Here is a 25,165-nt window from a genome sequence, read left to right as displayed (position 1 = left end):
TTGATCGGGGTTTGGCAGGCGGCGCGTGGCCGCCGCGCGGGTCAGCGTTCGATCGTCAGTGCCACACCCATGCCGCCGCCGATGCACAGCGAGGCAATGCCCTTCTTGGCATTGCGCTTGCCCATCTCGTGCAGCAGCGTCACCAGGATACGGCAGCCGGACGCGCCAATCGGGTGGCCGATGGCAATCGCGCCACCGTTCACGTTGATCTTGCTGGTGTCCCAGCCCATGTCGGCGTTGACGGCGCAGGCCTGGGCGGCAAAGGCTTCGTTGATTTCCAGCAGATCCAGGTCGGCGGCCTTCCAGCCGGCACGCTCCAGCGCCTTGCGCGATGCTGGGGCCGGGCCCATGCCCATGATGGCCGGGTCCAGGCCCACGGTGGCGAAGCTGGCGATGCGGCCCAGCGGCGTCAGGCCCAGGGCTGCTGCCTTCTTGGCGGTCATGACGACCACGCCGGCGGCGCCGTCGTTCAAGCCGGAGGCATTGCCCGCCGTCACGCCACCGGCCTTGTCGAAGGCGGGGCGCAGGCCGGCCAGCGCTTCGGCGGTGGTCTTCTTGTTGATGAACTCGTCGTTGGCGAAGACGATGGGGTCACCCTTCCTCTGCGGGATCGTGAAGGGCACGATCTCGTCCTTGAACTTGCCGGCTTCCTGGGCGGCCGTGGCCTTTTGCTGGCTGGCCAGCGCGAAGGCGTCCTGCTGCTCACGGGTGATGCCGTGCTTCTTGGCCACGTTCTCGGCGGTGATGCCCATGTGGTACTGGTTGTAGACGTCCCACAGGCCGTCGGTGATCATGGAATCGGCCATCTTCCAGTCGCCCATGCGCTGGCCGTCGCGCGAGCCCAGCAGCACGTGCGGGGCAGCGCTCATGTTCTCTTGCCCACCGGCGATCACGATCTCGCTGTCGCCATAGGCCACGGCCTGAGCGGCGAGCATCACGGCCTTCAGGCCAGAGCCGCACACGGCGTTGATCGTCAGGCCGGGGGTGCCTTGCGACAGGCCGCCCTTGATGACCGACTGGCGCGCCGGGTTCTGGCCGGAGCCTGCGGCCAGCACCTGGCCCAGGATCACTTCGTTGATCTGCTCTGGGCTCAGCTTGGCGCGGACGAGCAGTTCCTTCAGCACGGCGGCGCCCAACTCGGGTGCCGGGATCTTGGCGAGGCTGCCGCCGAATTTGCCGACGGCGGTGCGGGCGGCTGCGACGATGACGATGTCTTCCATGGTGTTGTCCCTTTGTCGATGAATCAAGCTTTCGCCTTCACGTAGCGGCCCGGTGCCGCTTCGATGGCTTTGTATTGTCCGCGACCGTACGTGCGCGGTGCAGCGACCTGTTTGCCAGCCTGGCCTTCCAGCCACGCGGCCCAATCGGTCCACCAGCTGCCTGGGTTCTCCTTGGAGCCGGCAATCCAGTCTTCCACTTTGGCCGGGAAGCGGGTGTCGCTGCCTGTCCAGAAGCTGCGCTTTTTCTTGACCGGCGGGTTGATCACACCGGCGATATGGCCCGAGGCGCCCATCACGAAACGCTTCTTGCCCGGCAGGTGCTGGGTCGACGCATAGGCGCCGCCGATCGGCACGATGTGGTCTTCGCGCGAGCCGTAGATGTAGGCCGGCAGCTTCAGCTTGTTCAGGTCGATCTTCTCGCCGCAGACGGTCAGCGCGTTGGGCTGAATCAGCTTGTTCTCAAGGTACGTGTTGCGCAGGTACCAGGCGTAGAACGGGCCGGGCAGGTTGGTGGAATCGCTGTTCCAGTAGAGCAGGTCGAAGGCCGGCGGCGTCTCGCCCTTCAGGTAGTTGCCCACCACGTAGTTCCAGACCAGATCGTTGGGCCGCAGGAAGCTGAAGGTGGAGGCCAGGTCGCCGCCAGGCAACAGACCGCCCTTGCCCATTTGCATCTCGCGGTACTTGACCATGTTCTCGTCGATGAACACGTCCAGGATGCCGGTGTCGGTGAAGTCGAGCAGCGTGGTCAGCAGCGTGAGCGAGGCCACGGGCTCTTCGCCGCGCGCGGCCAACACGGCCAGCGCGGTCGTGAGGATGGTGCCGCCGACGCAGAAGCCGAGCGCGTTGATGGTGTCCGAGCCGCCGATCTCCTGCACCAAGTGGATGGCCTGGATGGCGGCGTCCTCGATGTAGTCGTCCCAGGTCGTGGTGCCCATCGACGCATCGGGGTTGCGCCAGCTGAGGACAAAGGTGCGGTGGCCCTGCTCCACGGCGTAGCGGATCAGCGAGTTCTCGGGCTGCAGGTCCAGGATGTAGAACTTGTTGATGCACGGCGGCACCAGCAGCAGCGGGCGCTGGTAGACCTTGGCGGTCAGCGGCTTGTATTCGATGAGCTGGAACAGATCGTTCTCGAAGACGATGGCGCCCTCGGTGGTGCCGACGTTGCGGCCCACTTCGAACAGCGACTCATCGGTCATCGAAACGTGGCCCTGGCGCAGATCCTTCATCAGGTTCTGCAGACCCTTGGAGATGCTCTCGCCCTTGGTCTTCACCGCCAGCGCCTGCGCCTCGGCATTGAATGCGAGGAAGTTGCTGGGCGCCGAGGCGGCCATCCACTGCTCGACGGCAAAGCGCATGCGCGAGCGGGTCTTCTCGTCTGCCTCGACGGCCTCGGCCAGGCCCATCAGCGTGCGCGCATTCAGCAGATAGCTGGCGGCAGAGAACGAGGCGAGCGGGTTCTTGGCCCAGGCCTCGCCGGCAAAGCGGCGGTCGGTCTGCAGCGACTGCTTGGCGCTGGCATTCCACAGCGCAGCGGCCTCGCTCATGTACTGTTGCTGCAGCTCCTTGAGCTTGTCGGCAGAGAATTTCAAGGCGGGTGCCGTGGCCGCACCCGGGGCCATCGTGGTCATGCCTGCGAACGGGGAAGTGCCGCTGCGCATCGCGCTGCCCAGCATCTCACCCATGATCTGTTGGAATTGCTGGGCGGACTGCTGCCAGCTTGATTCAGAATTCATTGCGTCTCCTCAACCTCGGTTATTGGGGTAACCCCTGATTACAGCAGCCGCTCAACACGGCTGCAACTTTTTTTACGTTTATGTACCTGGTTGTGATCGCGTGGACCTACGTGGCCCTCCTGATGGCTGTGGCAGAGGCCACGAGCACCCAAGGCTCTGTGCTGGGTGGTGCGGTGACCTTTTTACTCTATGGCGTCGGCCCGCTGGCACTGGTGGTTTACCTGATGGGCGCGCCCGGCCGCCGCAGGGCCCAGTTGCAGCGCGAGGCAGCAGAGCGCGAAGCTGCGGTCGCGGCGGCCGCCTCTGCCGCTTCTGGCGCCTCAGCCGCATCAGCAGCACCGGCCGCATCAGCCGCGCCAGATGCAGGCGGCCATGCGCCCGCTGACCCGGTCGCGCCGGTGCGAAAAGAACCTTGAGGGGTTGCCGACAGTACACCAGGCGGCCCCGCCGTCGTTGCCGTACACGTGCGACAGGCCCAGCGCGCTCAGCCGCTGGCGGGCCAGGGCGGGCAGATCGGCCAGCCACTTGCCGGCGCCCTGCGGGGCGAAGCAGTGCGCCGCTTGTGCATCGTGCGCTTCGAACGCGGCCTTGACCTCGCCGCCCACCTCGAAGGCCTGCGGGCCGATGCAGGGGCCGAGCCAGGCCAGCAGATCGGCCGCCGTGCCGCGCGGCCCCAGCGCGGCCAGCAGGGCGCGCACGGTGACCTCGAGCACGCCCACGCCGCCCAGCCCAGCCAGGCCGCGCCAGCCTGCGTGCGCGCCCGCCACCACACTGCCGCTGCGGTCGGTGAACAACACGGGCAGGCAGTCCGCCACCATGATCGTGCAGGCGATGCCGGGCGCGGTGCTGGTGCAAGCATCGGCCACGACGCCTTCCGTTGGCCCCGCCAGCGCCGCCACCTCGGTGCCGTGCACTTGCTGCATGAACACGGGCACAGCGCCCAGCGCCTGCGCCAGGCGCTGTCGGTTGGCAGCCACAAACGCTGGCGCGTCGCCCACGTGGTCGCCCAGATTCAGCCGGTCATAGGGAGCGGTGGAGACGCCGCCGGCGCGGGTGGTGTGCACGGCGCGCACCGAGGCCGGCGCCGGCCAGTCGGGGACCAGCCAATCCGGATCGAAGGCCAAGGGATCAGGCCTCGGCGTCGGGGCAGGCCGAGGGCTGGGATTGCTGCACCGCCGGCAAAGCCATGCAGGCGTCGAACGCGGCCATGGTCAGCGGCAGGCCGCTGAGGTCGGTGTCGAAGCGGCGGGCATTGAAGATCTGCGGCACCAGGCAGCAATCGGCCAGCGTGGGGCTGTCGCCCACGCAGAAGCCGGACGCCGCCGCGCTGGCCGGCCGCAACGCGGCCAACTGGCGCTCGAACGCCTCCAGGCCGTCGCGGCACCAGTGGCGGTACCAGGCGTTCTTCGCCTCGTCGCCCAGCTTCAAGTCGCGCGCCAGGTACTTGAGCACGCGCAGGTTGTTGATGGGGTGGATCTCGCAGGCGATGGACTGCGCCAGCGCCCGCACCTGCGCGCGGCCCACGGGGTCAGCCGGCAGCAGGCGCGGCGTGGGATGGGTCTCGTCCAGGTACTCGATGATGGCCATGGACTGCGACAGCCGCACGCCGTCGACCTCCAGCACCGGCACCAGGTGATCAGCCGACACCTCGGCGTAGGCCGGCTGCTTGTGCTCACCCTTGGCGATGTGCACGGGCACGTATTCGTACGCCAGGCCCTTGAGCGCCAGCGCCATGCGCACGCGAAACGAGGCGGAGGAACGGAAGTAGTTGTACAGCTTCATGGCGTCGGGGAGAGAGCGGTCGGGCGGCCATTATCGGCAGCCCTGCCGCCTTCACCGCGACCCTCCCCGCCACTTCCGGCAGGCCCGCAACCTGCCCGCGGCAGGCCTGAGGCGCGCTCGGCCGGCGCCCGCCCCGTGCCGGATCAGCCCTGACGCTCGGCCAGGAAGATCTCGACGCGGCGGTTGCGAGCGCGGCCGGAATCGGTGCCGTTCTCGGCCACCGGCTCACGCGATCCGCGGCCGGCGATCAGGATGCGACCGGCGTCAATACCACGCGCGCTCAGATAGTCGCGCGCGCTGGCGGCACGCTGCATCGACAGCGGGTCGTTGACGGCATCCGAGCCGGTGTTGTCGGTGTGGCCGATGATGCGCACCTCGGTGCGGGGCTGATCACGCAGGCCGCTGGCGAACTGGTCCAGGATGGGCCGCAGTGCCGGCCGGATCTCGTCGCGGCCGGTGTCGAACGAAACATCGCTGGGGATTTGCAGCTTCAGCTGGTTGTCGGCGGTCTGCGTGACTTCGACACCGGTGCCAGCGGTGGCCCGCTCCATCTCGGCCTTTTTGGTCTGCATGTGCTGCGACCAGATGTAGCCGCCCAAGGCGCCGACACCAGCGCCGATGGCCGCGCCTGTGCCCTTGCCCAAGGCAGCGCCGGCCACGGCGCCGACGCCCGCGCCGATGCCGGTGTTGCGCTGCGTCTCCGTCATGTTGGCGCAGCCGGACAGCAGCAGGGCCAAGGCGGCGGCAGCGATGCCGGTGCGCGTGGCGATGCGGGCGGTGGGGTGAGTGGTCTTGGACATGGCGAGTTCCTGTTGCGTGAAAGAAGCGCGCATTGCAACCTAACCGAAGCCCTCAGATCGTGACCTAATCGTCAAACCTTGCGACTAATCGTTACGCTGCACAGTTCAAGCCAAAGGACTACTTTTCCATGCTCCCTTATCTGACAGAGCCACAGCGTCAAACACCCTTGCTCGGAGAGTACGAGGTGGTCGTGTTGGGTGGCGGCCCCGCCGGCATCGCCGCCGCTGTCGCTGCAGCACGCGCGGGACGCAGCACCCTGCTGGTGGAACGCTACGGCTTTCTCGGCGGCATGGGCACTGCGGCGGGCGTGACCAATTTTTGCGGCCTGCACGCCAACGTACACGGCGAGGTGCGCCAGGTCGTGCATGGCGTGGCCAGCGACCTGCTGGCGCGCATCGACCAGCTGGGCGGGCTGAACGCGCCGCACACGGTGTTCGGCAAAACCTGGGCCCAGGCCTACGACACCGGGGCCTACAAGATCGCCGCCGACCAGTTGCTGGCCGCAGCCGGCGTGCGCGTGCTGTTCCATGCGTTGGGCGCCGGCGCGGTGATGGCCACGCCCACCCGCGTGCGGGCGCTGCTGGTGGAAACCAAGTCGGGTCGTGGCGCCATCGCCGGCCAGTGCTTCATCGACGCCTCGGGCGATGGTGACCTGTGCGTCTGGGCCGGCGCGCGCTACGTTCTCGGCGACGGCGCGGGCAACATGCTCTACCCCTCCACCATGTTCCGTTTGAACGGCGTGGACCCGCTGCGCGCCAACGAAGACTGGGGCCGCATCGGCCGCATGATGCTGGAGGCCGAAGCCAGCGGCCGCTACCACTTTCCGCGCAAGACGCCCATCGTGCGGCCGCAGAAGAACCCGATCGAATGGCGCGTCAACCTCACGCAGCTGGCCAACGCCCAGGGCCTGGCCATGAACGGCGTGGACGCGCAGGAACTGTCGGACGCCGAGACGCTGGGCCGCGCGCAGATTGCCAGCGTGGCGCAGTTCCTGAAAGAAGTGCCGGGCTTCGAGCAGTCCTACATCGTCGACATCGCGCCGCAGGTCGGCATCCGCGAGACGCGCCGCGTGCAGGGCCACTACGAGCTGACCGAGCGCGACGTGTTGGACTGCGCGAGCTTTGACGACACCATCGGTGTCAACGGCTGGCCGCTGGAATTGCACCTGGCCGGCGACGTGGAATTCCGCTGGCCGAAGATCCCCGAGAGTCGTGGCTTCAACCAGCTGCCCTACCGCATGACGGTGCCGCTGGGCCTGGACAACCTCTGGGTGGCCGGCCGCTGCGCCTCGATGAGCCACGAGGCGCAGTCGGCCGCGCGCGTAACGGGTGCGTGCTTCGTGATGGGGCAGGCGGCGGGCACGGCGGCGGATCTGGCGTTGGCAACGGGCTGCAACGCAGACAACGTGGACACCGTGCAACTGCAGCAGCGGCTGGAGCAGGCAGGCGCCTACCTCGGTACGCGCTGGTGACACGCACCGGTCACGCTCAACTGTCACGCGCACTGGCGATCCTGGCTGGTGAGGCGGGCCGGCAACACCCCCGGCGCGCTGCCGACCCATGGCACACTGCCCGCCGTGCACCGCCCGCCACGTTGGCGCACGCCGATTCACCGATAGTCCGGTGCCTGCGCGGCGGACCACCCACCACCCCCGAAAGGCCTCCATGAGCTTCGTCTTCCCCCCCACCCCCACGGTAGGCGTGCCGGTCGTCGGCCAAAGCGCGGCCTTCCCCGTGCACCGCGTCTACTGCGTCGGCCGCAACTACGAAGAGCACGCCAAAGAGATGGGCTTCACAGGCCGTGAACCGCCGTTCTTCTTCTTGAAGCCGGTCGACGCCATCGTCGTGGTGCCGGCCGGCGAGACTGGATCCATGCCCTACCCGCCATTGACCCGTGACCTGCACCACGAGATCGAGCTGGTGGTGGCGATCGGCACCGGCGGCAAGAACATCTTGGCGGCGGATGCGCACCAGCACATCTTCGGCTACGCCGTGGGCCTGGACATGACGCGCCGCGACCTGCAGGCCGACATGAAGAAGCAGGGCCGCCCCTGGTGCATCGGCAAGGGCTTCGACCACTCGGCGCCGATCGGCCCGATCACGCCCAAGGCGCAGGCCGGTGACATCGAGAAGGCCGAGATCTGGTTGCAGGTCAATGAGAAAGACCGCCAGCGCAGCAACGTGTCCAAGCTGATCTGGAACATCGCCGAGACCATCGAGCATTTGTCCGCTGCGTGGGAGCTCAAGCCCGGCGACCTGATCTACAGCGGCACCCCCGAGGGCGTGGCCGCCGTGGTGGCCGGTGACGTGCTGGTCGGCGGCGTGGCCGGATTGGAAGGACTGAAAGTCAGGATTTCCGGTTGAAAGCCTGAGCGCAGCGCCCCCTTTACACTGCCCCGCATGAGCCTACGCCCCCCCATCAAGCACTGCCGCGAATGTGGCGCCGCCGTGGTCTACCGCGTGCCCGACGATGGCGACACCAAGCACCGCGCGGTGTGCCCGGCCTGCGCCACCATCCACTACGAGAACCCGCTGGTCGTGGTGGGCACGGTGCCGGTGCTGGGCGACAAGGTGTTGCTGTGCAAGCGCAACATCGAGCCGCGCTGGGGCAAGTGGACGCTGCCGGCCGGCTTCATGGAATTGAACGAGACCACGGCCCAGGGCGCTGCGCGCGAGACGGATGAAGAATCCGGTGCAGCCTTCGAGATCGGCGAGCTGTTCAGCATCATGAGCGTGGTGCGTGTGGGCCAGGTCCACATGTTCTACCGGGCGCAGCTGCTGCACGACCGGTTCAACCCCGGCTACGAGACCATCGAGGCCCGCATGTTCGGCGAGCACGAGATCCCCTGGGACGAGATCGCGTTCCGCACGGTGCGCGAAACGCTGCTGGCCTACTTTGCCGACCGCAAGGCCGGGCAGTTCCGTGTGCACCAGCTCGACATCGCCTGACGGCTTGCGCCGCCAACGCCGACCCCGTCGAACCTCAACCCTGGCAGGCGCTGCGAGCAGGCATGCAGCCGCCCGGCGCGCCGCTCACTCGCCCAGGTAGGCGGCCCGCACCTTCGGGTCGTTCAGCATGACCTTGGCGTCGCCGCTCATGGTGATGATGCCGGACTCCATCACGTAGCCGCGGTTGGCAATCGCCAGCGCGCGGCTGGCGTTCTGCTCGACCAGCAGCACGGTCACGCCTTGGGCGTACACGTCGCGCACGACCTCGAAGATCTTGTCCACCATGATCGGCGACAGGCCCATCGACGGCTCGTCCAGCAGCAGCACCTTGGGCCGGCTCATCAGCGCGCGGCCCATGGCCAGCATCTGCTGCTCGCCTCCGGACATGGTGCCGGCCAGCTGGTCCTTGCGCTCGCGCAGTCGCGGGAAGATGGTGAACATCTTCTCGATGTCCTTGGCGATCTCGGCCGTGTCGTTGCGCACATAGGCGCCCATCTGCAGGTTCTCGGTGATGGTCATGCGCGCGAACACGCCGCGCCCTTCCGGCACCATCGCGAGGCCCTGCTTGACCAAGTCCCACGCCCCCTGGCCGCGGATGCTCTTGCCCAGGTACTCGATGTCGCCACCGCTGGCCGGCAAGATACCGGTGATGGCCTTCATGGTGGTCGTCTTGCCGGCGCCATTGGAGCCGATCAGGGAGACCAGTTCACCCTCGTGCACTTCGAAGTCGATGCCCTTGACGGCCTGGATGCCGCCATAGGCGACCTGCAGGTTCTTGACTTTCAGCAATACCGTCATCAGTGGCCCCCCGTGCCCAGATAGGCCTCGATCACTTTTTCATTCTTCTGCACCGTCGCGGGCGTGCCCTCGGCGATCTGCTTGCCGTAGTCCAGCACCGTCACGCGGTCGCACAGGCCCATGACCAGCTTCACATCGTGCTCGATCAACAGGATGGTGCGGTTGTCCTTGCGGATGCGATCGATCAGCTCGCGCAGCATGACCTTCTCGGTCGCATTCATGCCGGCGGCCGGTTCGTCCAGCGCGATCAGTTGCGGGTCGGTCGCCAGCGCGCGGGCAATCTCCAGCCGGCGCTGGTCGCCATAGCTCAGCGTGCGGGCCTTGTAGTCGGCCAGTTTGCCGATGCCCACGTAATCCAACAATTCCTGCGCGCGCTTGGCGATCGCCAGCTCCTCGGCCTTGAAGCCGGGGGTGCGGAAGATGGCGCCCAGCAGGCCCGATGAAGTGCGCACGTGGCGCCCGACCATCACGTTCTCCAGCGCCGTCATCTCGGCGAACAGGCGGATGTTCTGGAAGGTGCGTGCGATGCCGGCCTGCGCGACCTCGTGCACGGCGGTCGGTTTGTAGGGTTTGCCGGCGAGTTCGAAACTGCCGCTGTCGGGCGTGTACAGCCCGGTGATGACGTTGAAGAAGGTGGTCTTGCCAGCGCCGTTCGGGCCGATCAGGCCATAGACCTGGCCGCGCTCGATCTTCAGGCCCACATCGGACAGGGCCTGCAGCCCGCCGAAGCGTTTGGAGATGCCACTGACGTTGAGGACGATGTCTGCCATGGTGTGCTGCTCCGTCGCTCAGGGGTTGATGGACATCGGGCGGCCGGGCTTGCCCGGCACCGCGTCGGCCGGCGTGTCCACGCCCGGCGTGATGGCCTGTGCCGAGCCCGGCACCGGGTCGGGTGCCATCTTCTTGTTCAGCGACTTGCCGTGCTCGGGCGACGGCCACAGGCCGCGCGGGCGCGTCAGCATGATGATGATCATGGCCAGCGCGATGAACAGCTGGCGCAGGATGGACGCGTCCAGCCGGCCATCGGTCATGGCCTGCAGCGGCCCGGCGATGTAGCGCAGCACCTCGGGCATGGCAGACAGCAGCGCCGCGCCGAGGATCACGCCCGGCAGGTGGCCGATGCCGCCGAGCACCACCATGGCGACGATCATGACCGACTCCATCAGGCTGAACGACTCGGGCGACACGAAGCCCTGGAACGCGCCGAACATGGTGCCGGCCACGCCGCCGAAGGCCGCGCCCATGCCGAAGGCCAGCAGCTTCATGTTGCGCGTGTTGATGCCCATGGCCTTGGCGGCGATCTCGTCTTCGCGGATCGCCATCCAGGCGCGGCCGATGCGTGAGAGCTCCAAGCGGTGGCAGATGATCACGCTCAGCACCACCAGCGCCAGGAACAGGTAGTAGTACAGCGTGACGGACGGCAGCGTGAAGTCGCCGATCTTCAGCGAGCGGCCGAAGTCCAGGCCGAACAGCTTGATCGAGTCGATCTGGTTCAGCCCCTTGGGGCCGTTGGTGATGTTGACGGGGTGGTCCAGGTTGTTCAGGAACACGCGGATGATCTCGCCGAAGCCCAGCGTCACGATGGCCAGGTAGTCGCCGCGCAGCTTCAGCGTGGGCGCCCCCAGCAGCATGCCGAAGAGCCCCGCGAGCCCCGCCCCGAGCGGAATGATCAACCACAGCGAGGTGTGCAGGCCATTCGGGAACATGGCCTTGAAGGCCTCGAAGGTGTCCGTCAGGTGCGGCGAGGCCATCAGCGCGAACATGTAGGCGCCGACCGCGAAGAACGCGACGAAGCCCAGGTCCAGCAGGCCGGCGTAGCCCACCACGATGTTCAGCCCCAGCGCCAGCATGATGTAGAGCAGCGACATGTCGGCGATGCGCACCCAGGCGTTGCCGAAGTTCTGCAGCACCAGTGGAAAGGCCAGCAGCACGATGGCGCAGACCACCGTGGTCAAGGTCTTCTTGTTCATGATGCGCTGCCCCTCAAGCCCGGTCCGCCACCCGCTCGCCGAGCAGGCCCGAGGGCCGCAGCGTGAGGATGATGATCAGCACGATGAAGGCGAAGATGTCCGAGTAGTGGCTGCCCAGCACACCGCCCGTCAGCTGGCCGATGTAGCCCGAGCCGATGGCCTCGATCAGCCCCAGCAGGATGCCGCCGACCACCGCACCACCCAGGTTGCCGATGCCGCCGAACACCGCAGCCGTGAAGGCCTTCAGGCCCGGCAGAAAGCCCATGGCGTGCTGCGCCGTGCCGTAGTTGGAGGCGTACATCACGCCGGCAATGGCCGCCAGCACGGCGCCGATGATGAAGGTGGCAGAGATCACCATGTCGGGCTTGACGCCCATCAATGCGGCGACCCGCGGGTTCTCGGCCGTGGCGCGCATCGCGCGGCCCAGCTTGGTGAAGTTGACCAGCCACATCAGCACCGCCAGCGAGACCGCGGTGAGCCCGAGGATCAGCACCTGCGTGGGTGAGATCACGGCGCCGCCGATGTGGATGGGGTCGCTGGGCAGCAGCGTGGGGTAAGCCTTGTAGTTGGGCTTCCAGATGATCATGGCCAGCGTCTGCAGCAAGATGGAGACGCCGATGGCGGTGATCAGCGGCGCCAGTTTGGGGCTGTTGCGCAGCGGCCGGTAGGCCACTTTCTCGATCACGAAATTGAGCGCTGCAGCCACGATGCAGGCGATCAGCATGGCCAGGATCAGGATGACCCATCCCGGCGCACCGGGCATGCCCTGCTGCATGAGGCCGATCGATGTCCAACTGGTCAGCGCGCCGACCATCAGCACTTCGCCGTGCGCAAAATTGATCAAGTTGATGATGCCGTACACCATGGTGTAGCCCAAGGCCACCAGCGCATACATGCTGCCCATGACCAGACCGTTGATGATCTGCTGTAGCAAGATTTCCATTGTTTTCTCCGTTCCGGCACGCCGCGTTTTCAGGCTCCAACCTGCCTAGCAAAAAACCCGCCACGCCAATGCGCAAGCGGGTTTCGGCGGGATTGTAGCCACGGCCCTGCACCGCATTGGGGCGGTTTCAGCGGGGTTTACCCTCTGCGTCCAGGGGCGTTTTCGCGTCCTCGTGCGACTGGTTTTTTTCGCGCAACGCGGCCAGCTTCTCGCCGATCTTCAGCTCCAGGCCGCGCGGCACCGGGCGGTAGAAGTTGGGTGCGTCCATGCCATCGGGAAAGTAGCGCTCGCCTGCGGCAAAGCCGTCCTGCTCGTCGTGCGCGTAGCGGTAGTGCTTGCCGAAATCCAGGTTCTTCATGAGCTTGGTCGGCGCATTGCGCAGGTGTAGCGGCACCGGGCGCGTGCCGTCCTGCTTCACAAAGGCGCGGGCCTCGTTGTAGGCCTTGTAGACGGCGTTGGACTTGGGCGCCACGGCCAGGTAGACCACGCACTCGGCCAGCGCCAGTTCGCCTTCGGGCGAGCCCAGGCGCTCGTAGACCTCGGCCGCGTCCAGCGCCAGGCGCAGCGCGCGCGGGTCGGCCAGGCCGATGTCCTCACTGGCCATGCGCACCAGGCGGCGCGCCATGTAGCGCGGCTCGGCACCACCGTCGAGCATGCGCACCAGCCAGTACAGCGCGGCGTCCGGGTCCGATCCGCGCACCGATTTGTGCAGCGCGCTGATGCTGTCGTAGAACTGGTCGCCGCCCTTGTCGTAGCGGCGCATGCGCTCGCCCAGCACGCGCAGCAGCCAGGCGTCGTCGATCTGCGCCAGCTGCTCCTGCCGCGCCGCGACGGCCAGTGTCTCCAGCGTGTTCAGCAGGCGGCGCGCGTCGCCGTCGGCATACGCCACCAGGCGGGCCAGCGCCGCATCCTCGACGGCTGGCAGCGCGTCCAGGGCCTGGGCCTTGGCGACGATCTGGCGCAGCTCGGGCTCGCCCAACGGCTGCAGCACATAGACCGCCGCGCGCGACAGCAATGCCGAGTTGACCTCGAACGATGGGTTCTCCGTCGTCGCGCCGATGAAGGTGAACAGGCCACTTTCCACATGCGGCAGAAACGCATCCTGCTGGCTCTTGTTGAAGCGGTGCACCTCGTCGACGAAGACGATGGTGCCGCGCTGCTCCAGCCCATCGCGCGCGACGGTTGCCAGTTCCACCGCCTCGCGGATCTCCTTGACACCACCCAGCACCGCGCTGATGGCGATGAACTGTGCCTCGAACGCGTCGGCCATCAACCGCGCGATGGTGGTCTTGCCGGTGCCCGGCGGCCCCCAGAGGATGCAGGAATGCGGCTGGCCAGATTCGAAGGCGATGCGCAGCGCCATGCCAGGGCCGAGCAGCTGCTGCTGGCCGACGACCTCGCCCAAGGTCTTGGGGCGCAGGCGCTCGGCCAGGGGCTGGTGCGGGGCGGAGGGCGGGCGGGGGACACGGGGCATGGGGGAGATTGTCCAACGGGACTGCCGCGCCCTTCCCCGCAGCCAGAGATCGGCCGCCCGGCTTCAGGCGCCCGGCATCATGAGCCGTGCATCACGAGCGGGGCATCCACCCCCCGGCATCACGCGCCGGGCATCGCCTGCCGGTACGCGTGCCAGGTCGCATGCCCCAGCCAGGGCACGACGATCAGCGTGCCCAGCGCCCACGGCAGGGCAAAGGCGGCCAGCGTCAGCAGCACGATCAGCGCGCCCCACAGCAGCAACACGCCGGGTCGGCCCAGCACCAGCTGGATGCTGCGCAGCCCGGCGGTGATGGCGTCGGTGTCGCGGTCCAGAATCATCGGGATGGAGATCACGCAGGTGGAGAACACCAGCGCCGCGAACACGCCGCCCACCACCAGATAGACGCCCACGAAGGCACGGTTGCGCGGGTTGAAGATGGCATCGACCACGCCGGCCGTAGACGGCATGCCAGTGTCGAAGAACACCGCGAAGACCACCAGCGAGGCGCGGCCCCACAACAGTTCCAGCACGATCAGCACCAGCACCAGCAGGCCCATGCTGCCCAGGTGGCGGTCCCAGCACATCAGCGAGGCACCCAGGTCCTGCGGCAGGCCCAGCGCGCGGCGCCGGCTGATGTCGTAGAGCCCCATCGCCAGAAAAGGCCCGACCAGGAAACAGCCCGAGATGATGGTCATCGTGTACTCGGGGCTGCCGATGAACACCCGCATCAGCACCGCGCCCATGACCCAGAAGCACACGCCGAAGAACAGCGACTGGCGCCACGCGCCGCCCAGGTCACGCAGGCCCCCGGCCAGCCAATGGAAGGGCGAGGACCAGCCCAGCCCCGCGAGATCGAGTGGCGGCAGTGGCCGGGTGTTGCCTGCGGCATCGGCGGGAGAGGGGGTATCGGTCACGGGGCAGGCTCGTATGGCGCCACAGGGGCGGTGCCGCGATGCTCACCGCCGCCGATGTGCCCGTCCATCGGTGCAAGCCCCGGTCGCCGGAGCGTGTGGGCCAACGCTGGCGCAACGACACGCATCCGTTTGTAACGCTGTACGCACTGACTTGTGTGATGACCTGACGTCCCCTATCGTGTCGTGCCTCGCACCGAGGCAGTCCAACAAAGAGGAGACATCGCATGGCCTTGAACGTCACGCCTGGCAGCCGCACGCCGACGCCCCGTCCCCATCCACAGCGCCGCCCGCCCGGCGCCGCTTCCTCGCCCAGGCCGGCGCGGGCCTGACGGCGCTGGCCACGGCCGGTGCCTACGCGCAGGGCAAGACGCCGGGGCCGCCCAGCACCGTCACCACGCCGCCGCGCGACTTCGGTCCCGGCGCGCCGCCCACCACCTATTTCTGGGACCCGGACGTGATCGCCGTGGACCCATCGTTCAATGACCTGGCGCAGCCCAACGCCTCGATCCAGCGGCTATGGACCGGCGCCGCCTGGGCCGAGGGGCCGGCCTGGAATTCGGTCGGCAAGTTCCTGCTGTGGAGCGACATCCCGGCCGACCGCCAGCACCGCTGGATCGAGGACGATGGCCGCGTCACGGTGTTCCGCTCGCCGTCGAACAACAGCAACGGCAACTGCTTCGACTTCCAGGGTCGCCAGATCGCCTGCGAGCATCTGACGCGGCGGGTCGTGCGCTACGAGCTCGATGGTTCCATCACCGTGCTGGCCGACCGCTGGAACGGCAAGCGCCTGAACTCACCGAACGATGCCGTGCCGCACACCGACGGCAGCATCTGGTTCACCGACCCGCCCTATGGCGCGCAGCTGTACGAGGGCACGCCCGACCCGGCCGGCGGCAAGAGCAACCGCGCCGGCAAGCTGAACAACCGCGTCGGCCAGCCTGTGGGCGTCAGCGATGCGCGGCAGGAGCTGCCCACGCAGGTCTACCGCTGGGACCCGAGTGGCCGCCTGGACGTGGTGATCCCGGATGACAAAGTCCCCAACCCCAACGGCCTGTGCTTCTCGCCGGATTTCAAGAAGCTCTACGTCGCCAGCACCGGCCCGGCGGGCAAGGGCGACATCCATGTGCTGGACGTGGGCGCAGACAACCGCTTGTCCAACCAGAAGGTATTTACCGACTGCATGGTCGACGGCGTGAAGTGCGGGCCTGACGGCCTGCGTGCCGACGTGTTCGGCAACATCTGGTCGGCCAGCAACGCCGGCCGCGCCGTGGGCTACAACGGCGTAACGGTCTGGAACCCCGAGGGCAAGCTGATCGGCCGCATCCGCCTGCCCGAGGTCTGCGGCAACCTGACCTTCGGCGGGCCCAAGCGCAACCGGCTGTTCATGATCGCCAGCCAGTCCGTCTACGCGGTCTATACCGCCACACAGGGCGCGTCACCGAGCTGAGGCGCACCCGTGCAGACCTACGCCCTGACCGCAGCCGGCGGCCTGACCGCCTCGCGCATCGCCTACGGCTGCATGCACCTGAGCCGGGCCTGGGACGCCACGCCGCCGAGCGATGCCGAGCAGCGCCAGACGCATCGGCTGGTGGAGACCGCGCTGGCGCACGGCATCACGCTGTTCGACCATGCCGACATCTATGCGCATGGCAAGTCCGAGCGGCTGTTCGGCGGCCTGCTGCGCGCAACGCCCGGCCTGCGCGATCGCATGGTCCTGCAGTCCAAGTGCGGCATCCGTTTCGCCGGTGATCCGCAGCCCGGTGTGCCGGCGCGTTACGACTTCAGCCCCGCGCACCTCACGGCGGCGGTGGAGGGCATCCTCACCCGGCTGGGCACGGACTACCTGGACATCCTGCTGCTGCACCGGCCCGACCCGCTGGCCGAGCCCGAGCAGGTGGCCGAGGTGTTCGACCAGCTGCAGCGCAGCGGCAAGGTGCGGCACTTCGGCGTCAGCAACCACACGGCCGGGCAGATGGCGCTGCTGCAGCGCCACCTGCGCCAGCCGCTGGTGGCCAATCAAGTCGAGCTGAGCCTGCTGCACCACGGCTTGATCGATGCCGGTATCACCGCCAACCGGGACGATGCCCGAGGCGACGCCGGCACGCTGGACTATTGCCGCCTGCACGACATCCGCGTGCAGGCCTGGTCGCCGCTGGCCGGTGGCCGCCTGGCCGCGCCTGCCGCTTCGGCCAGCCCGGCGGTGCAGGAGACCGCGCGGCTGCTGCAGCAGATGGCCGACGCGAAAGGCGTGGCGCCCGAAGCCATCCAGCTGGCCTGGCTGCTGCGCCACCCGGCGGGCCTGCAGCCCGTGGTGGGCACCACCGATGCCGCGCGGTTGGCGGCCTGCTGCCAGGCCGACGCTGTCGCGTTGTCGCGCGAGGAGTGGTATGCGCTGCTAACCGCCGCGCGCGGTGCGCCGGTGCCGTAGGGGCCTAGGTACCGTAGGGGCCGTTCGCAGGCCATCGCCTTGTCGCCCTGGGGATAGCCCTCGCCCGCAGCGCGCCGCGTTGCGCGTATGGTCGCCCGCACCGCCGCAGAGCGCGGCTCCGACACCCGACACGAAGGAGGAAAGATCCATGGACATCCAAGGCAAGGTCGCCATCGTCACCGGCGGCGCCAGCGGCATCGGCCGCAGCCTGGCCCAGCGTTGCGCAGCCGATGGCGCGCGCGCCGTGCTGGTCGCCGACGTGCAACTGGCCGCGGCCGAAGAGGTGGCGCGCGCGCTGCCCGGCGGCGTCGGCCAGGCGATGCGCTGCGATGTGAGCCAGGAGGCCGACATCCAAGCCCTGGTGGCCACCGCGCGCGAACGCCATGGCCAGGTCGACGCCTACTTCTCCAACGCCGGCATCCTGGGCCGCAAGGGCGGCATCGAGCTGGAAGACCCGCTGTGGGACGCGATGTGGCAGATCCACGGCATGGCGCATGTGTGGGCTGCGCGCGCTGTGGTGCCCGAGATGGTCGAGCGCGGCGAAGGCTTCTTCCTCGTCACGGCCTCGGCCGCCGGGCTGCTCAGCATCGTCGAATCGGCGCCATACGCCGTCACCAAGCATGCGGCCGTGGCCTTTGCCGAATGGCTGCGCATTGCCTACGGCCGGCGCGGCGTCCGCGTGTCGTGCCTGTGCCCGCAGTCGGTGCAGACGGCGATGACCTCCGGCGAGCAGGACAGCTCGGCCGCGCACGACGGCATTCTTTCGCCCGACCAGGTGGCTGGCGACGTGATGCAGGCCATGCACGACGGGCACTTCCTGGTGCTGCCGCACCCCGAGGTGGCGAAGTACTTCCTGAACAAGGCACAAGATTACGAGCGCTGGCTGGGCGGCATGCAGAAGATGCACGCGCGGCACATGGCCAACAGCTGAACAACGTTGCGAAGGAACTAAGCCATGCCCGACCTCGCCGCCGTCCAGGCCCGACTCGACCCCCTGTTCCCCGGCCTGATGGGCGTGCGCCTGACAGCGCTAGCGCCCGACCGCGTGGTCGCCGAGATGCGTGTGCGGCCCGACCTGTGCACGGCCGGCAGCATCCTGCACGGCGGCGCCTACATGGCATTCGCGGACACGCTGGGTGCCATCGGCACCTTCATCCAGCTGGCGCCCGGCCAGCGCACGACGACAACGGATTCGAGCACCAAGTTCATGGCCGGCGCGAAGGTCGACACCGTGGTCACCGGCGAAAGCGTGGCCTTGCACCGCGGCCGCACGACCATGGTCTGGCAGACCAGCATTCGCAACGCCGAGGGCCGGCTGTGCGCCCAGGTCACGCAGACGCAGCTGGTGTTGGCGGCCGGCTGAGGGCCAGCCGCGCGCCGGCCGACGGTCGGCGCGCCGATACTCCCGCACCATGTCCTCACTACCTCGATCGCGCCCGCTCTCGCTTCTTGCACAAGTCCTCGGCCTGCTGGGCTGGGCGGTGCTGTGTTACGCCACCGCAGCGCTGGGGGGGCTGGCCTCGGTCAACGCCCCGTCGTTTTATGGTCAGCTGGTGCAGCCTGCGTGGGCGCCGCCGCCCTGGGTGTTCGGGCCCGCATGGTCCCTGCTCTTCACGCTGATGGCGCTCTCCGCCTGGCTGGTCTGGCGCCGCCATGGCTGGGCCGGGGCCGGCAAGGCGCTGACACTGTTCTGCGTGCAGCTGGCCGTCAACGCGCTGTGGAGCTGGCTGTTCTTCGGCTGGCAGATGGGCGCCGCTGCGCTGGTGGACGTGGTGCTGATGTGGCTGCTGATCGCCGCGACCATCGTCGCGTTCTGGCGCCTGCACCGGGGCGCTGCCGTGCTGCTGCTGCCCTACCTGGCCTGGGTCAGCTTTGCCACCGCGCTCAACGCCGCGCTGTGGCGGATGAACCCTGCGCTGCTGGGCTGACAACGCGAGTACTTGAGACAAGCGCATCGCGTCGTGGCTGCGGGCACACGGCACACTCGCGTCCACGCAACCAGACCGCAGGTCTGGCACACCACCAGGAGACCAGATTGGCGCAAGTGAGCAGAGACCACCGGTTCGACTACATCGTCATCGGCGCCGGCACGGCCGGCAGCCTGATGGCCAACCGGCTCAGCAAAGACCCGCGCCAGCGCGTGCTGCTGATCGAGGCCGGCGGCAAGGACGACTACCACTGGATTCACATTCCGGTGGGCTACCTGTATTGCATCGGCAACCCGCGCACCGACTGGCTCTACCAGACCGAGCCCGACGCCGGCCTGAACGGCCGCACGCTGCGCTACCCGCGCGGCAAGACGCTGGGCGGCTGCTCCAGCATTAACGGCATGATCTACATGCGCGGCCAGGCACGCGACTACGCCAGCTGGGCGCAGGCCACCGGCGATGACACCTGGCAGTGGGACCACGTGCTGCCCGCCTTCAAACAGCACGAGGACTACTACCTGGGCGCCGACGCCATGCACGGCGCCGGCGGCGAATGGCGCGTGGAAAAGCAGCGCCTGCGCTGGGACATTCTGGACGCCTTCGCCGCCGCCGCGCAGCAGGCCGGCGTGCCGCACTCCACCGACTTCAACCGTGGCGACAACGAGGGCGTGGGTTACTTTCAGGTCAACCAGAAGGCCGGCTGGCGCTGGAACACGGCCAAGGCCTTTCTACGGCCCACCTGCTTCGGCCGGCCCAATTTCGAACTGTGGACGGGCGCCCAGGTTGCCCGGCTGCTGCTGGCGAGGCAGCCCGACGGCAGCCTGCGCTGCACCGGCGCCGAGGTCTGGACGGGCGGCGAAATGGTCACCGTGCAAGCAGCGCAAGAGGTGCTGCTGTGCGCCGGCGCCATTGGCTCGCCGCAGATCCTGCAGCTCTCGGGCATCGGCCCGGCGGGGCTGCTGCAGCAGCACGGCATCGCCGTGCAGGCCGATCTGCCGGGCGTGGGCGCCAACCTGCAGGACCACCTGCAGATCCGCGCCGTCTACAAGATCGACGGCGCCCCCACGCTCAATGTGCTGGCCTCCACGCTGTTCGGCAAGGCGCGCATCGGCCTGGAATACCTGGTCGCGCGCAGCGGGCCGATGAGCATGGCGCCCTCGCAGCTCGGCGCCTTCACGCGCAGCGACCCGGGCCAGCCCTACGCCAACATCGAATACCACGTGCAGCCGCTGTCGCTCGATGCGTTCGGCGAGCCGCTGCACAGCTTTCCGGCGTTCACCGCCAGCGTCTGCAACCTGAACCCCACCAGCCGTGGCAGCGTGCGCATCAAGAGCCCGCGCTTTGCCGATGCGCCGGCCATCGCGCCCAACTACCTCAGCACGCCCGAGGACCGGCAGGTGGCCGCCGATTCACTGCGGGTGACGCGCCGCATCGCCGCCCAGCCAGCCCTGGCGCCCTACCGGCCCGAGGAATACAAGCCGGGCCCGCAGTACCAGACCGATGAAGACCTGGCGCGCCTGGCAGGCGACATCGCCACCACCATCTTCCACCCCGTGGGCACCACGGCGATGGGCCGCGACGGCGACCCGCAGGCGGTGCTGGACAGCCGGCTGCGCGTGCGCGATGGCCAGGGCGGCCTGATTGCCGGCCTGCGCGTGGTCGATGCCGGCGCCATGCCCACCATCACCAGCGGCAACACCAACAGCCCGACGCTGATGATGGCCGAGAAGGCTGCCGCCTGGGTGATCGCGGACGCGGCAGCGTAGCGGCGCACGGGGCGGGCGAAACGCGTGCGCGCCTGCGCGATACTGCGCGCCGCCCCCTCTGCCCGGCCCTGCGCGTTGACGCCCCCACCCACCCCCAGCACCCCCGCCCACGCCGCGCGCGAGCTGTACGCAGCCCTGTGGCGCCATGCCGAGGGCGCGCGCGGCCAGCTCACCGGGGCCATCGCCTTGCTCGGCGGCGCGCAGCTGGTGCGCCTTTCCATGCCCTGGCTGGCGGCCCAGGCCATCAACGCATTGCAGCGCGGAGAACTCGAGGGCTCAGCCCGTTGGATCGCGGCGCTGATGGGCGTCTACCTCGTGTCCTGGCTGATGCACGGGCCGGGCCGCATCCTGGAGCGCAACGTCGCCGTGCACGTGCGCGAGACGCTGGCCGACCGGCTGTACGCGCGCATCGCCGGTGCGCCACTGGCCTGGCACGGCGGCCACCACTCCGGCGAGTTGCAGCACCGCGTGCACCAGGCCAGCCGCGCGCTGGCGGACTTTGCGCAGAACCAGTTCGTCTACCTGCAGAACTTCGTCAACTTCTTCGGCCCGCTGATCGCGCTGACGCTGCTGTCGCGCACCAGCGGCGGGCTGGCGCTGGGCGGCTATGTGCTGATCGCCATCGTGGTGCTGCGCTTCGACCGCGCGCTGATGCTGCTGGCCCGCCAGGAGAACGACGCCGACCGCCGCTATGTGGCCGCGCTGGTGGACTTCATCGGCAACGCCTCGACCGTGATCGGCCTGCGCCTGGCCTCGGCCTCGCGTGCGTTGATGCGCGGGCGCATGCGCGCCGTGTCGCTGCCGCTCAAGAGGGCCACGCTGGTGGGCGAAGGCAAGTGGTTTGCGGTAGACATCATGGGCCTGGGCCTGACCTGGGGCCTGGTGGTGCTGTACGTATGGCAGACGCGCACGCCCGGCCAGGCCGTGATGCTGGGCGGCGTGTTCATGGTCTACCAGTACGCGCAGCAGACGGCCCTTGTGATCGGCTCCATGGCCGGCAATTTCCAGAGCTTTGCGCGCATGCACACCGACTACCGCAGCGCCGAGCCGCTCTTGGCCGCGCCACAGCGCGCCGACGAAGCGGCCGAGGCGCTGGATGCAGATGCCCGCTGGCAGCAACTGGAGCTGCGCGATCTGCACTGGGCCTACGCCGACACCACGCGTGGCGGCGGCCTGCGCGACGTGACGTTGCGCCTGATGCGCGGCCAGCGCGTGGCCCTCGTCGGCCCCAGCGGTGGCGGCAAGAGCACGCTCTTGCGCGTGCTGGCCGGGCTGTACCTGCCCGCCAGCGGCCAGGTGCTGCTGGACGGCCAGGTCCAAAGCGCCGCTGCGCTGCGCCGGCTGGCCACGCTGATCCCGCAGGAAACCGAAGTGTTCGAGGCCAGCGTGCGCGAGAACCTTTCGTTCGGCCGCCCGCACGACGAGGCCGCGCTGCTGGCCGCCGTGCATGCCAGCGCCTTCGACGAGGTGCTGGTCGCCATGCAGGGCGACCTGGACACGCCCCTTGCCGAGCGCGGCTTCAACCTCTCGGGCGGGCAGCGCCAGCGGCTGTGCCTGGCGCGCGGCGTGCTGGCCGCGCAAGGCAGCTCGCTGCTGCTGCTGGACGAGCCCACCAGCGCGCTGGACCCGGCCACCGAAGCCCGCGTGCTGGACCGCATCGCCGCGCGTTTTCCACAGGCCTGCGTGGTCGCCTCCATCCACCGCATGGCGTTGCTGTCGCACTTCGACACGGTGGTGCTGATGCAGGACGGCCGCGTGCGCGACGCCGGCCCACGCGACGCCGTGCTGGCGCGCCAGCCGCAGCTGGCACAGGCCGCCGCCCAACGCCCGGCCGCCCCGCCCTGAAGGGCACGCACCCGACCGGCCTGGCGCGCCACAATGCGCGCGGCCCCCGCGCTTGGCGCCCGGCCCGTTCCTGCAGCCCAACAACACACACCCTCTGGAGCACACCATGTCCGTCCGTTGCACCATCGCGGCCGCCATCTTCTTGCTGACCTGTGCCATGACGGCCGTGGCCCAGCAAGAGGCGCCCACGCCCGCCGAGCCGGCGGCGGCTGCCGCAGCTCCTGCACCCGCCCCGACCCTGGACGCGCCCAGCACCAAATCCACCGAGGGGCGGCTGGCCTACTACGGTGCCAATTTCAGAGGCCGCAAGACGGCCAGTGGCGAGCGCTTCGATCCGGACGACTTGACGATGGCGCACAAGACCCTGCCCTTCGGCACTCTCGTCAAGGTGACGAACCTGGCCAACCAGCGCAGTGTGGTGGTGCGCGTGAACGACCGCGGCCCCGCCGTCCGCAGCCGCCTGGCCGACGTGTCGCATGCCGCCGCGCGGCGGCTGAAGATGTTGGGCGCCGGCGTCGTGAAGGCCCGTTTCGAAGTGGTCGGCACCGACAGCGACGGATCGGCCCGACCCCGCCCCGGCGCTTGAGCGCAGACGCGTGAGCGCAGACGCGTGCGCGCCGGCGCTTGAGGGCCGACGCCCGAGGAACGGCACCTCGCGCGCGGCTGCATCCGACACGCCGCCGGTTGCGTAGTCACCCAAGGCGGCGTGTATCCGTGGCCTGCCGTCAGCCCGGGCCTGCGGGCGATTCCACGAGGTCCGTTTGCCCATCCCTCTTCTGCTCCGCCGTCTGACCCCATTTGCCGCCGTGCTGGCACTGGCCGGGCTGCTGGCCGGCTGTTCCGCCACCGGCATGCTGAATGTCTTGAGCGCCGCCAGCGGCAACACCGCGACGACCGGGATCGCCTACGGCCCGCTGCCACGCCAGCGGCTGGACATCTACACCCCGGGCACCGCCGCGCCCGCCAAGGGCTGGCCGGTGGTGGTGTTCTTCTACGGCGGCTCCTGGAACACCGGCGCACGCGGCGACTACCGCTTCGTCGGCGAGGCGCTGGCCGCGCGTGGTGTGCTGACGCTGGTGGCCGACTACCGGCTGTACCCCGAGGTGCGCTTTCCCGACTTCCTGCACGACAGCGCGCAGGCGCTGGCCTACGGCCTTGCGCACGCCACGCGGCTGGGCGGCGATGCACAGCGTGTGTTCGTCATGGGCCACAGTGCCGGCGGCTACAACGCGGCGATGCTGGCGCTGGACCCACGCTGGCTGCAGGCCACCGGCCATGCACCGCGCGAGCTGGCCGGTTGGATCGGCCTGGCCGGGCCGTACGATTTCTTCCCGACCGGCAACCCCGACGCGCAGCCTGTTTTCTTCCACCCGAACTACCCCGCGCAGGCGCAGCCCATCGAGTTCACGCCGCCAGACGCACCGCGCAGCTTTCTCGCCGCGCCGGTGAAAGACCCGCTGGTCAGCCCTGAACGCAGCACCCGCCAACTGGCCGGCAAGCTGCAGGCGGCGGGCGTGCCGGTGACGCTGAAGTTCTACGGCGGCGCCTCGCACACCACCTTGATCGGCGCGTTCGCGTGGCCGCTGCGCTGGGTAGCACCGGTGCTGGACGATGTGCAGGCGTTCATCGAGGCGCAGCCTGGGGCGCGTTGAGCGGGAGGCGCCACCGCATCGTCAATCACCTTGTTGCGACATTATCCCCGCCGAACCCCAACGCCGCGCTCAGCCCATCCGCCTCGCGCCGCACCGCCTTCGCAATGGGGCCATCCACGTCGGCATCGAATCCACCCGTCGCGCCCAAGGCGGTGATGACGGCGCACACCTTGCCGGCGTGGTCGAACAGCGGCGCCGAGACGGCGCTGATGCCGCGCAGGTTCGTGTCGCGCACGCAGGCGCAGCGCGCCGCGCGCACCTGGCGGCGCAGCGTGTCGATCGGGTCCTGTGGCGCCAGCACCGCGCGCAGATCGGCCGAGGCCGCGGCCAGCTCTTGCTCTGCCATGGCCCGCAGGGCGCGGTCGTCCAGATAGGCCAGAAAGGCCTGGCCGGTCGCCGACCACAGCAGCGACAGCACCGAGCCCACGCGCACGTTGACCGTGACCGGCAAGCCGGGCTCTTCGAAGCGCACGATGGTCGGGCCCTTGTTGCCCATGACGGCGATGAAGCAGGTCACCTCCAGCGCCTCGCGCAGGCGCACCAGCGCCGGCTCGGCCTGGCGGATCGGGTCGGCCTGGCGCATGGCGGCCACGCCGATGCGGATGGCCTGCGGCCCCAGGAAGTACTGCTGCGAGCCGGCGTCCTGCGCCACCAGGCCCTGCTCGCTCAGGCTGGCCAGGTAGCGATGGACCTTGGCCGGCGCCTCGCCCACCTGGGCCGACAACGCCGTCAGGCTGGCACGCCCGCCCAGGGTGGCCAGCCCCTTGAGCACGGCCATGCCGGTTTCAGCCGCCTGCACACGCTGGCGGCGCTCGCGCGGGCGCGGCTTTGGGGTGGTGTGGTCGGCAGGTGACATCAGGGCAGGACGCAAAAAATGCAGCGGATTGTGGCCGGGTTAGCCCGGATGTTGGCATTACGCATTGCGGATGAAACTTACGCAATGCATGAATTCCCTCTGATCTA

At 68.8% G+C, this 25,165-nt stretch carries 24 protein-coding genes; 12 read left to right on the top strand and 12 right to left on the bottom strand.

Annotation, left to right across the window (positions count from 1 at the left end; all coding sequences use genetic code 11):
* Positions 1-41 precede the first annotated feature (41 nt).
* The 5 genes from AC099J_RS06450 to AC099J_RS06430 form a co-directional block, all read right to left on the bottom strand.
* Positions 42-1,220: an acetyl-CoA C-acetyltransferase gene (locus tag AC099J_RS06450; protein WP_479614392.1), complete on the bottom strand. Its 1,179-nt coding sequence runs from the start codon at positions 1,218-1,220 to the stop codon at positions 42-44.
* A gap of 23 nt (positions 1,221-1,243) precedes the next feature.
* Positions 1,244-2,953, bottom strand: coding sequence for a class I poly(R)-hydroxyalkanoic acid synthase (gene phaC / locus AC099J_RS06445; protein WP_479614391.1), 1,710 nt, complete (start codon positions 2,951-2,953; stop codon positions 1,244-1,246).
* A gap of 347 nt (positions 2,954-3,300) precedes the next feature.
* Complete coding sequence (pgeF, locus tag AC099J_RS06440; RefSeq protein ID WP_479614390.1) at positions 3,301-4,077, bottom strand: peptidoglycan editing factor PgeF; 777 nt, start codon at positions 4,075-4,077, stop codon at positions 3,301-3,303.
* A gap of 4 nt (positions 4,078-4,081) precedes the next feature.
* Positions 4,082-4,735 carry a maleylacetoacetate isomerase gene (gene maiA / locus AC099J_RS06435; protein WP_479614389.1) on the bottom strand — a complete coding sequence of 218 codons (654 nt, stop codon included), beginning with the start codon at positions 4,733-4,735 and terminating at the stop codon, positions 4,082-4,084.
* Between the two features lie 143 nt (positions 4,736-4,878).
* The gene (locus tag AC099J_RS06430; RefSeq protein WP_479614388.1) at positions 4,879-5,535 is read right to left on the bottom strand and encodes a YiaD family glycine zipper/OmpA-like lipoprotein; all 657 of its coding nucleotides are present in this window, start codon (positions 5,533-5,535) and stop codon (positions 4,879-4,881) included.
* 128 nt (positions 5,536-5,663) lie between these two features.
* On the opposite strand from AC099J_RS06430, the gene AC099J_RS06425 reads away from it, so the two are divergent.
* The 3 genes from AC099J_RS06425 (at position 5,664) to AC099J_RS06415 (ending at position 8,484) form a co-directional block, all read left to right on the top strand.
* Complete coding sequence (locus tag AC099J_RS06425; RefSeq protein WP_479614387.1) at positions 5,664-7,007, top strand: FAD-dependent oxidoreductase; 1,344 nt, start codon at positions 5,664-5,666, stop codon at positions 7,005-7,007.
* A 193-nt stretch (positions 7,008-7,200) separates the two neighbouring features.
* On the top strand, positions 7,201-7,899 hold the full coding sequence (locus AC099J_RS06420) for a fumarylacetoacetate hydrolase family protein (protein WP_479614386.1): 699 nt from the start codon (positions 7,201-7,203) through the stop codon (positions 7,897-7,899).
* A 36-nt stretch (positions 7,900-7,935) separates the two neighbouring features.
* Positions 7,936-8,484, top strand: a complete 549-nt coding sequence (locus tag AC099J_RS06415; RefSeq protein ID WP_479614385.1) for an NUDIX hydrolase — start codon at positions 7,936-7,938, stop codon at positions 8,482-8,484.
* 84 nt (positions 8,485-8,568) lie between these two features.
* On the opposite strand, the gene AC099J_RS06410 is transcribed toward AC099J_RS06415, so the two are convergent.
* The 6 genes from AC099J_RS06410 to AC099J_RS06385 form a co-directional block, all read right to left on the bottom strand.
* Complete coding sequence (locus AC099J_RS06410; protein ID WP_479614384.1) at positions 8,569-9,282, bottom strand: ABC transporter ATP-binding protein; 714 nt, start codon at positions 9,280-9,282, stop codon at positions 8,569-8,571.
* On the bottom strand, positions 9,282-10,052 hold the full coding sequence (locus AC099J_RS06405) for an ABC transporter ATP-binding protein (RefSeq protein WP_479614383.1): 771 nt from the start codon (positions 10,050-10,052) through the stop codon (positions 9,282-9,284). The genes AC099J_RS06410 and AC099J_RS06405 overlap by 1 nt, the downstream gene beginning before the upstream one ends.
* A gap of 18 nt (positions 10,053-10,070) precedes the next feature.
* Positions 10,071-11,252 carry a branched-chain amino acid ABC transporter permease gene (locus AC099J_RS06400; protein WP_479614382.1) on the bottom strand — a complete coding sequence of 394 codons (1,182 nt, stop codon included), beginning with the start codon at positions 11,250-11,252 and terminating at the stop codon, positions 10,071-10,073.
* Positions 11,253-11,265: 13 nt separating this feature from the next.
* Complete coding sequence (locus AC099J_RS06395) at positions 11,266-12,195, bottom strand: branched-chain amino acid ABC transporter permease (RefSeq protein WP_479614381.1); 930 nt, start codon at positions 12,193-12,195, stop codon at positions 11,266-11,268.
* Between the two features lie 127 nt (positions 12,196-12,322).
* Positions 12,323-13,669 carry a replication-associated recombination protein A gene (locus tag AC099J_RS06390; protein ID WP_479614380.1) on the bottom strand — a complete coding sequence of 449 codons (1,347 nt, stop codon included), beginning with the start codon at positions 13,667-13,669 and terminating at the stop codon, positions 12,323-12,325.
* Positions 13,670-13,788: 119 nt separating this feature from the next.
* Positions 13,789-14,583: a DUF2189 domain-containing protein gene (locus AC099J_RS06385; RefSeq protein WP_479614379.1), complete on the bottom strand. Its 795-nt coding sequence runs from the start codon at positions 14,581-14,583 to the stop codon at positions 13,789-13,791.
* Positions 14,584-15,037: 454 nt separating this feature from the next.
* On the opposite strand from AC099J_RS06385, the gene AC099J_RS06380 reads away from it, so the two are divergent.
* The 9 genes from AC099J_RS06380 to AC099J_RS06340 all read left to right on the top strand — a co-directional run bounded on the left by AC099J_RS06380 (position 15,038) and on the right by AC099J_RS06340 (position 24,202).
* Complete coding sequence (locus AC099J_RS06380; protein WP_479614425.1) at positions 15,038-16,030, top strand: SMP-30/gluconolactonase/LRE family protein; 993 nt, start codon at positions 15,038-15,040, stop codon at positions 16,028-16,030.
* Positions 16,031-16,039: 9 nt separating this feature from the next.
* Positions 16,040-17,011 (top strand): aldo/keto reductase, encoded by a 972-nt coding sequence (locus AC099J_RS06375; RefSeq protein WP_479614378.1) that lies wholly within the window; start codon positions 16,040-16,042, stop codon positions 17,009-17,011.
* Positions 17,012-17,159: 148 nt separating this feature from the next.
* Complete coding sequence (locus tag AC099J_RS06370; RefSeq protein ID WP_479614377.1) at positions 17,160-17,942, top strand: SDR family oxidoreductase; 783 nt, start codon at positions 17,160-17,162, stop codon at positions 17,940-17,942.
* Between the two features lie 24 nt (positions 17,943-17,966).
* Positions 17,967-18,374: a PaaI family thioesterase gene (locus AC099J_RS06365; RefSeq protein ID WP_479614376.1), complete on the top strand. Its 408-nt coding sequence runs from the start codon at positions 17,967-17,969 to the stop codon at positions 18,372-18,374.
* 49 nt (positions 18,375-18,423) lie between these two features.
* Positions 18,424-18,939 (top strand): TspO/MBR family protein, encoded by a 516-nt coding sequence (locus AC099J_RS06360; protein WP_479614375.1) that lies wholly within the window; start codon positions 18,424-18,426, stop codon positions 18,937-18,939.
* A 116-nt stretch (positions 18,940-19,055) separates the two neighbouring features.
* Positions 19,056-20,705, top strand: a complete 1,650-nt coding sequence (locus AC099J_RS06355; RefSeq protein ID WP_479614374.1) for a GMC family oxidoreductase — start codon at positions 19,056-19,058, stop codon at positions 20,703-20,705.
* Positions 20,706-20,780: 75 nt separating this feature from the next.
* Entirely contained in the window at positions 20,781-22,550 is a 1,770-nt protein-coding gene (locus AC099J_RS06350) for an ABC transporter ATP-binding protein (protein ID WP_479614373.1), read from the top strand.
* 106 nt (positions 22,551-22,656) lie between these two features.
* Positions 22,657-23,136, top strand: coding sequence for a septal ring lytic transglycosylase RlpA family protein (locus AC099J_RS06345; RefSeq protein WP_479614372.1), 480 nt, complete (start codon positions 22,657-22,659; stop codon positions 23,134-23,136).
* 181 nt (positions 23,137-23,317) lie between these two features.
* The gene (locus AC099J_RS06340; protein ID WP_479614424.1) at positions 23,318-24,202 is read left to right on the top strand and encodes an alpha/beta hydrolase; all 885 of its coding nucleotides are present in this window, start codon (positions 23,318-23,320) and stop codon (positions 24,200-24,202) included.
* A gap of 25 nt (positions 24,203-24,227) precedes the next feature.
* On the opposite strand, the gene AC099J_RS06335 is transcribed toward AC099J_RS06340, so the two are convergent.
* The gene (locus tag AC099J_RS06335; RefSeq protein ID WP_479614371.1) at positions 24,228-25,058 is read right to left on the bottom strand and encodes an IclR family transcriptional regulator; all 831 of its coding nucleotides are present in this window, start codon (positions 25,056-25,058) and stop codon (positions 24,228-24,230) included.
* Positions 25,059-25,165: the final 107 nt, after the last annotated feature.

The sequence above is a fragment of the Rhodoferax sp. RT4P68 genome, from assembly GCF_056521305.1.
Note: the sequence above shows the minus strand (reverse complement) of the source record. Positions and strands in the feature narration are given on the sequence as shown.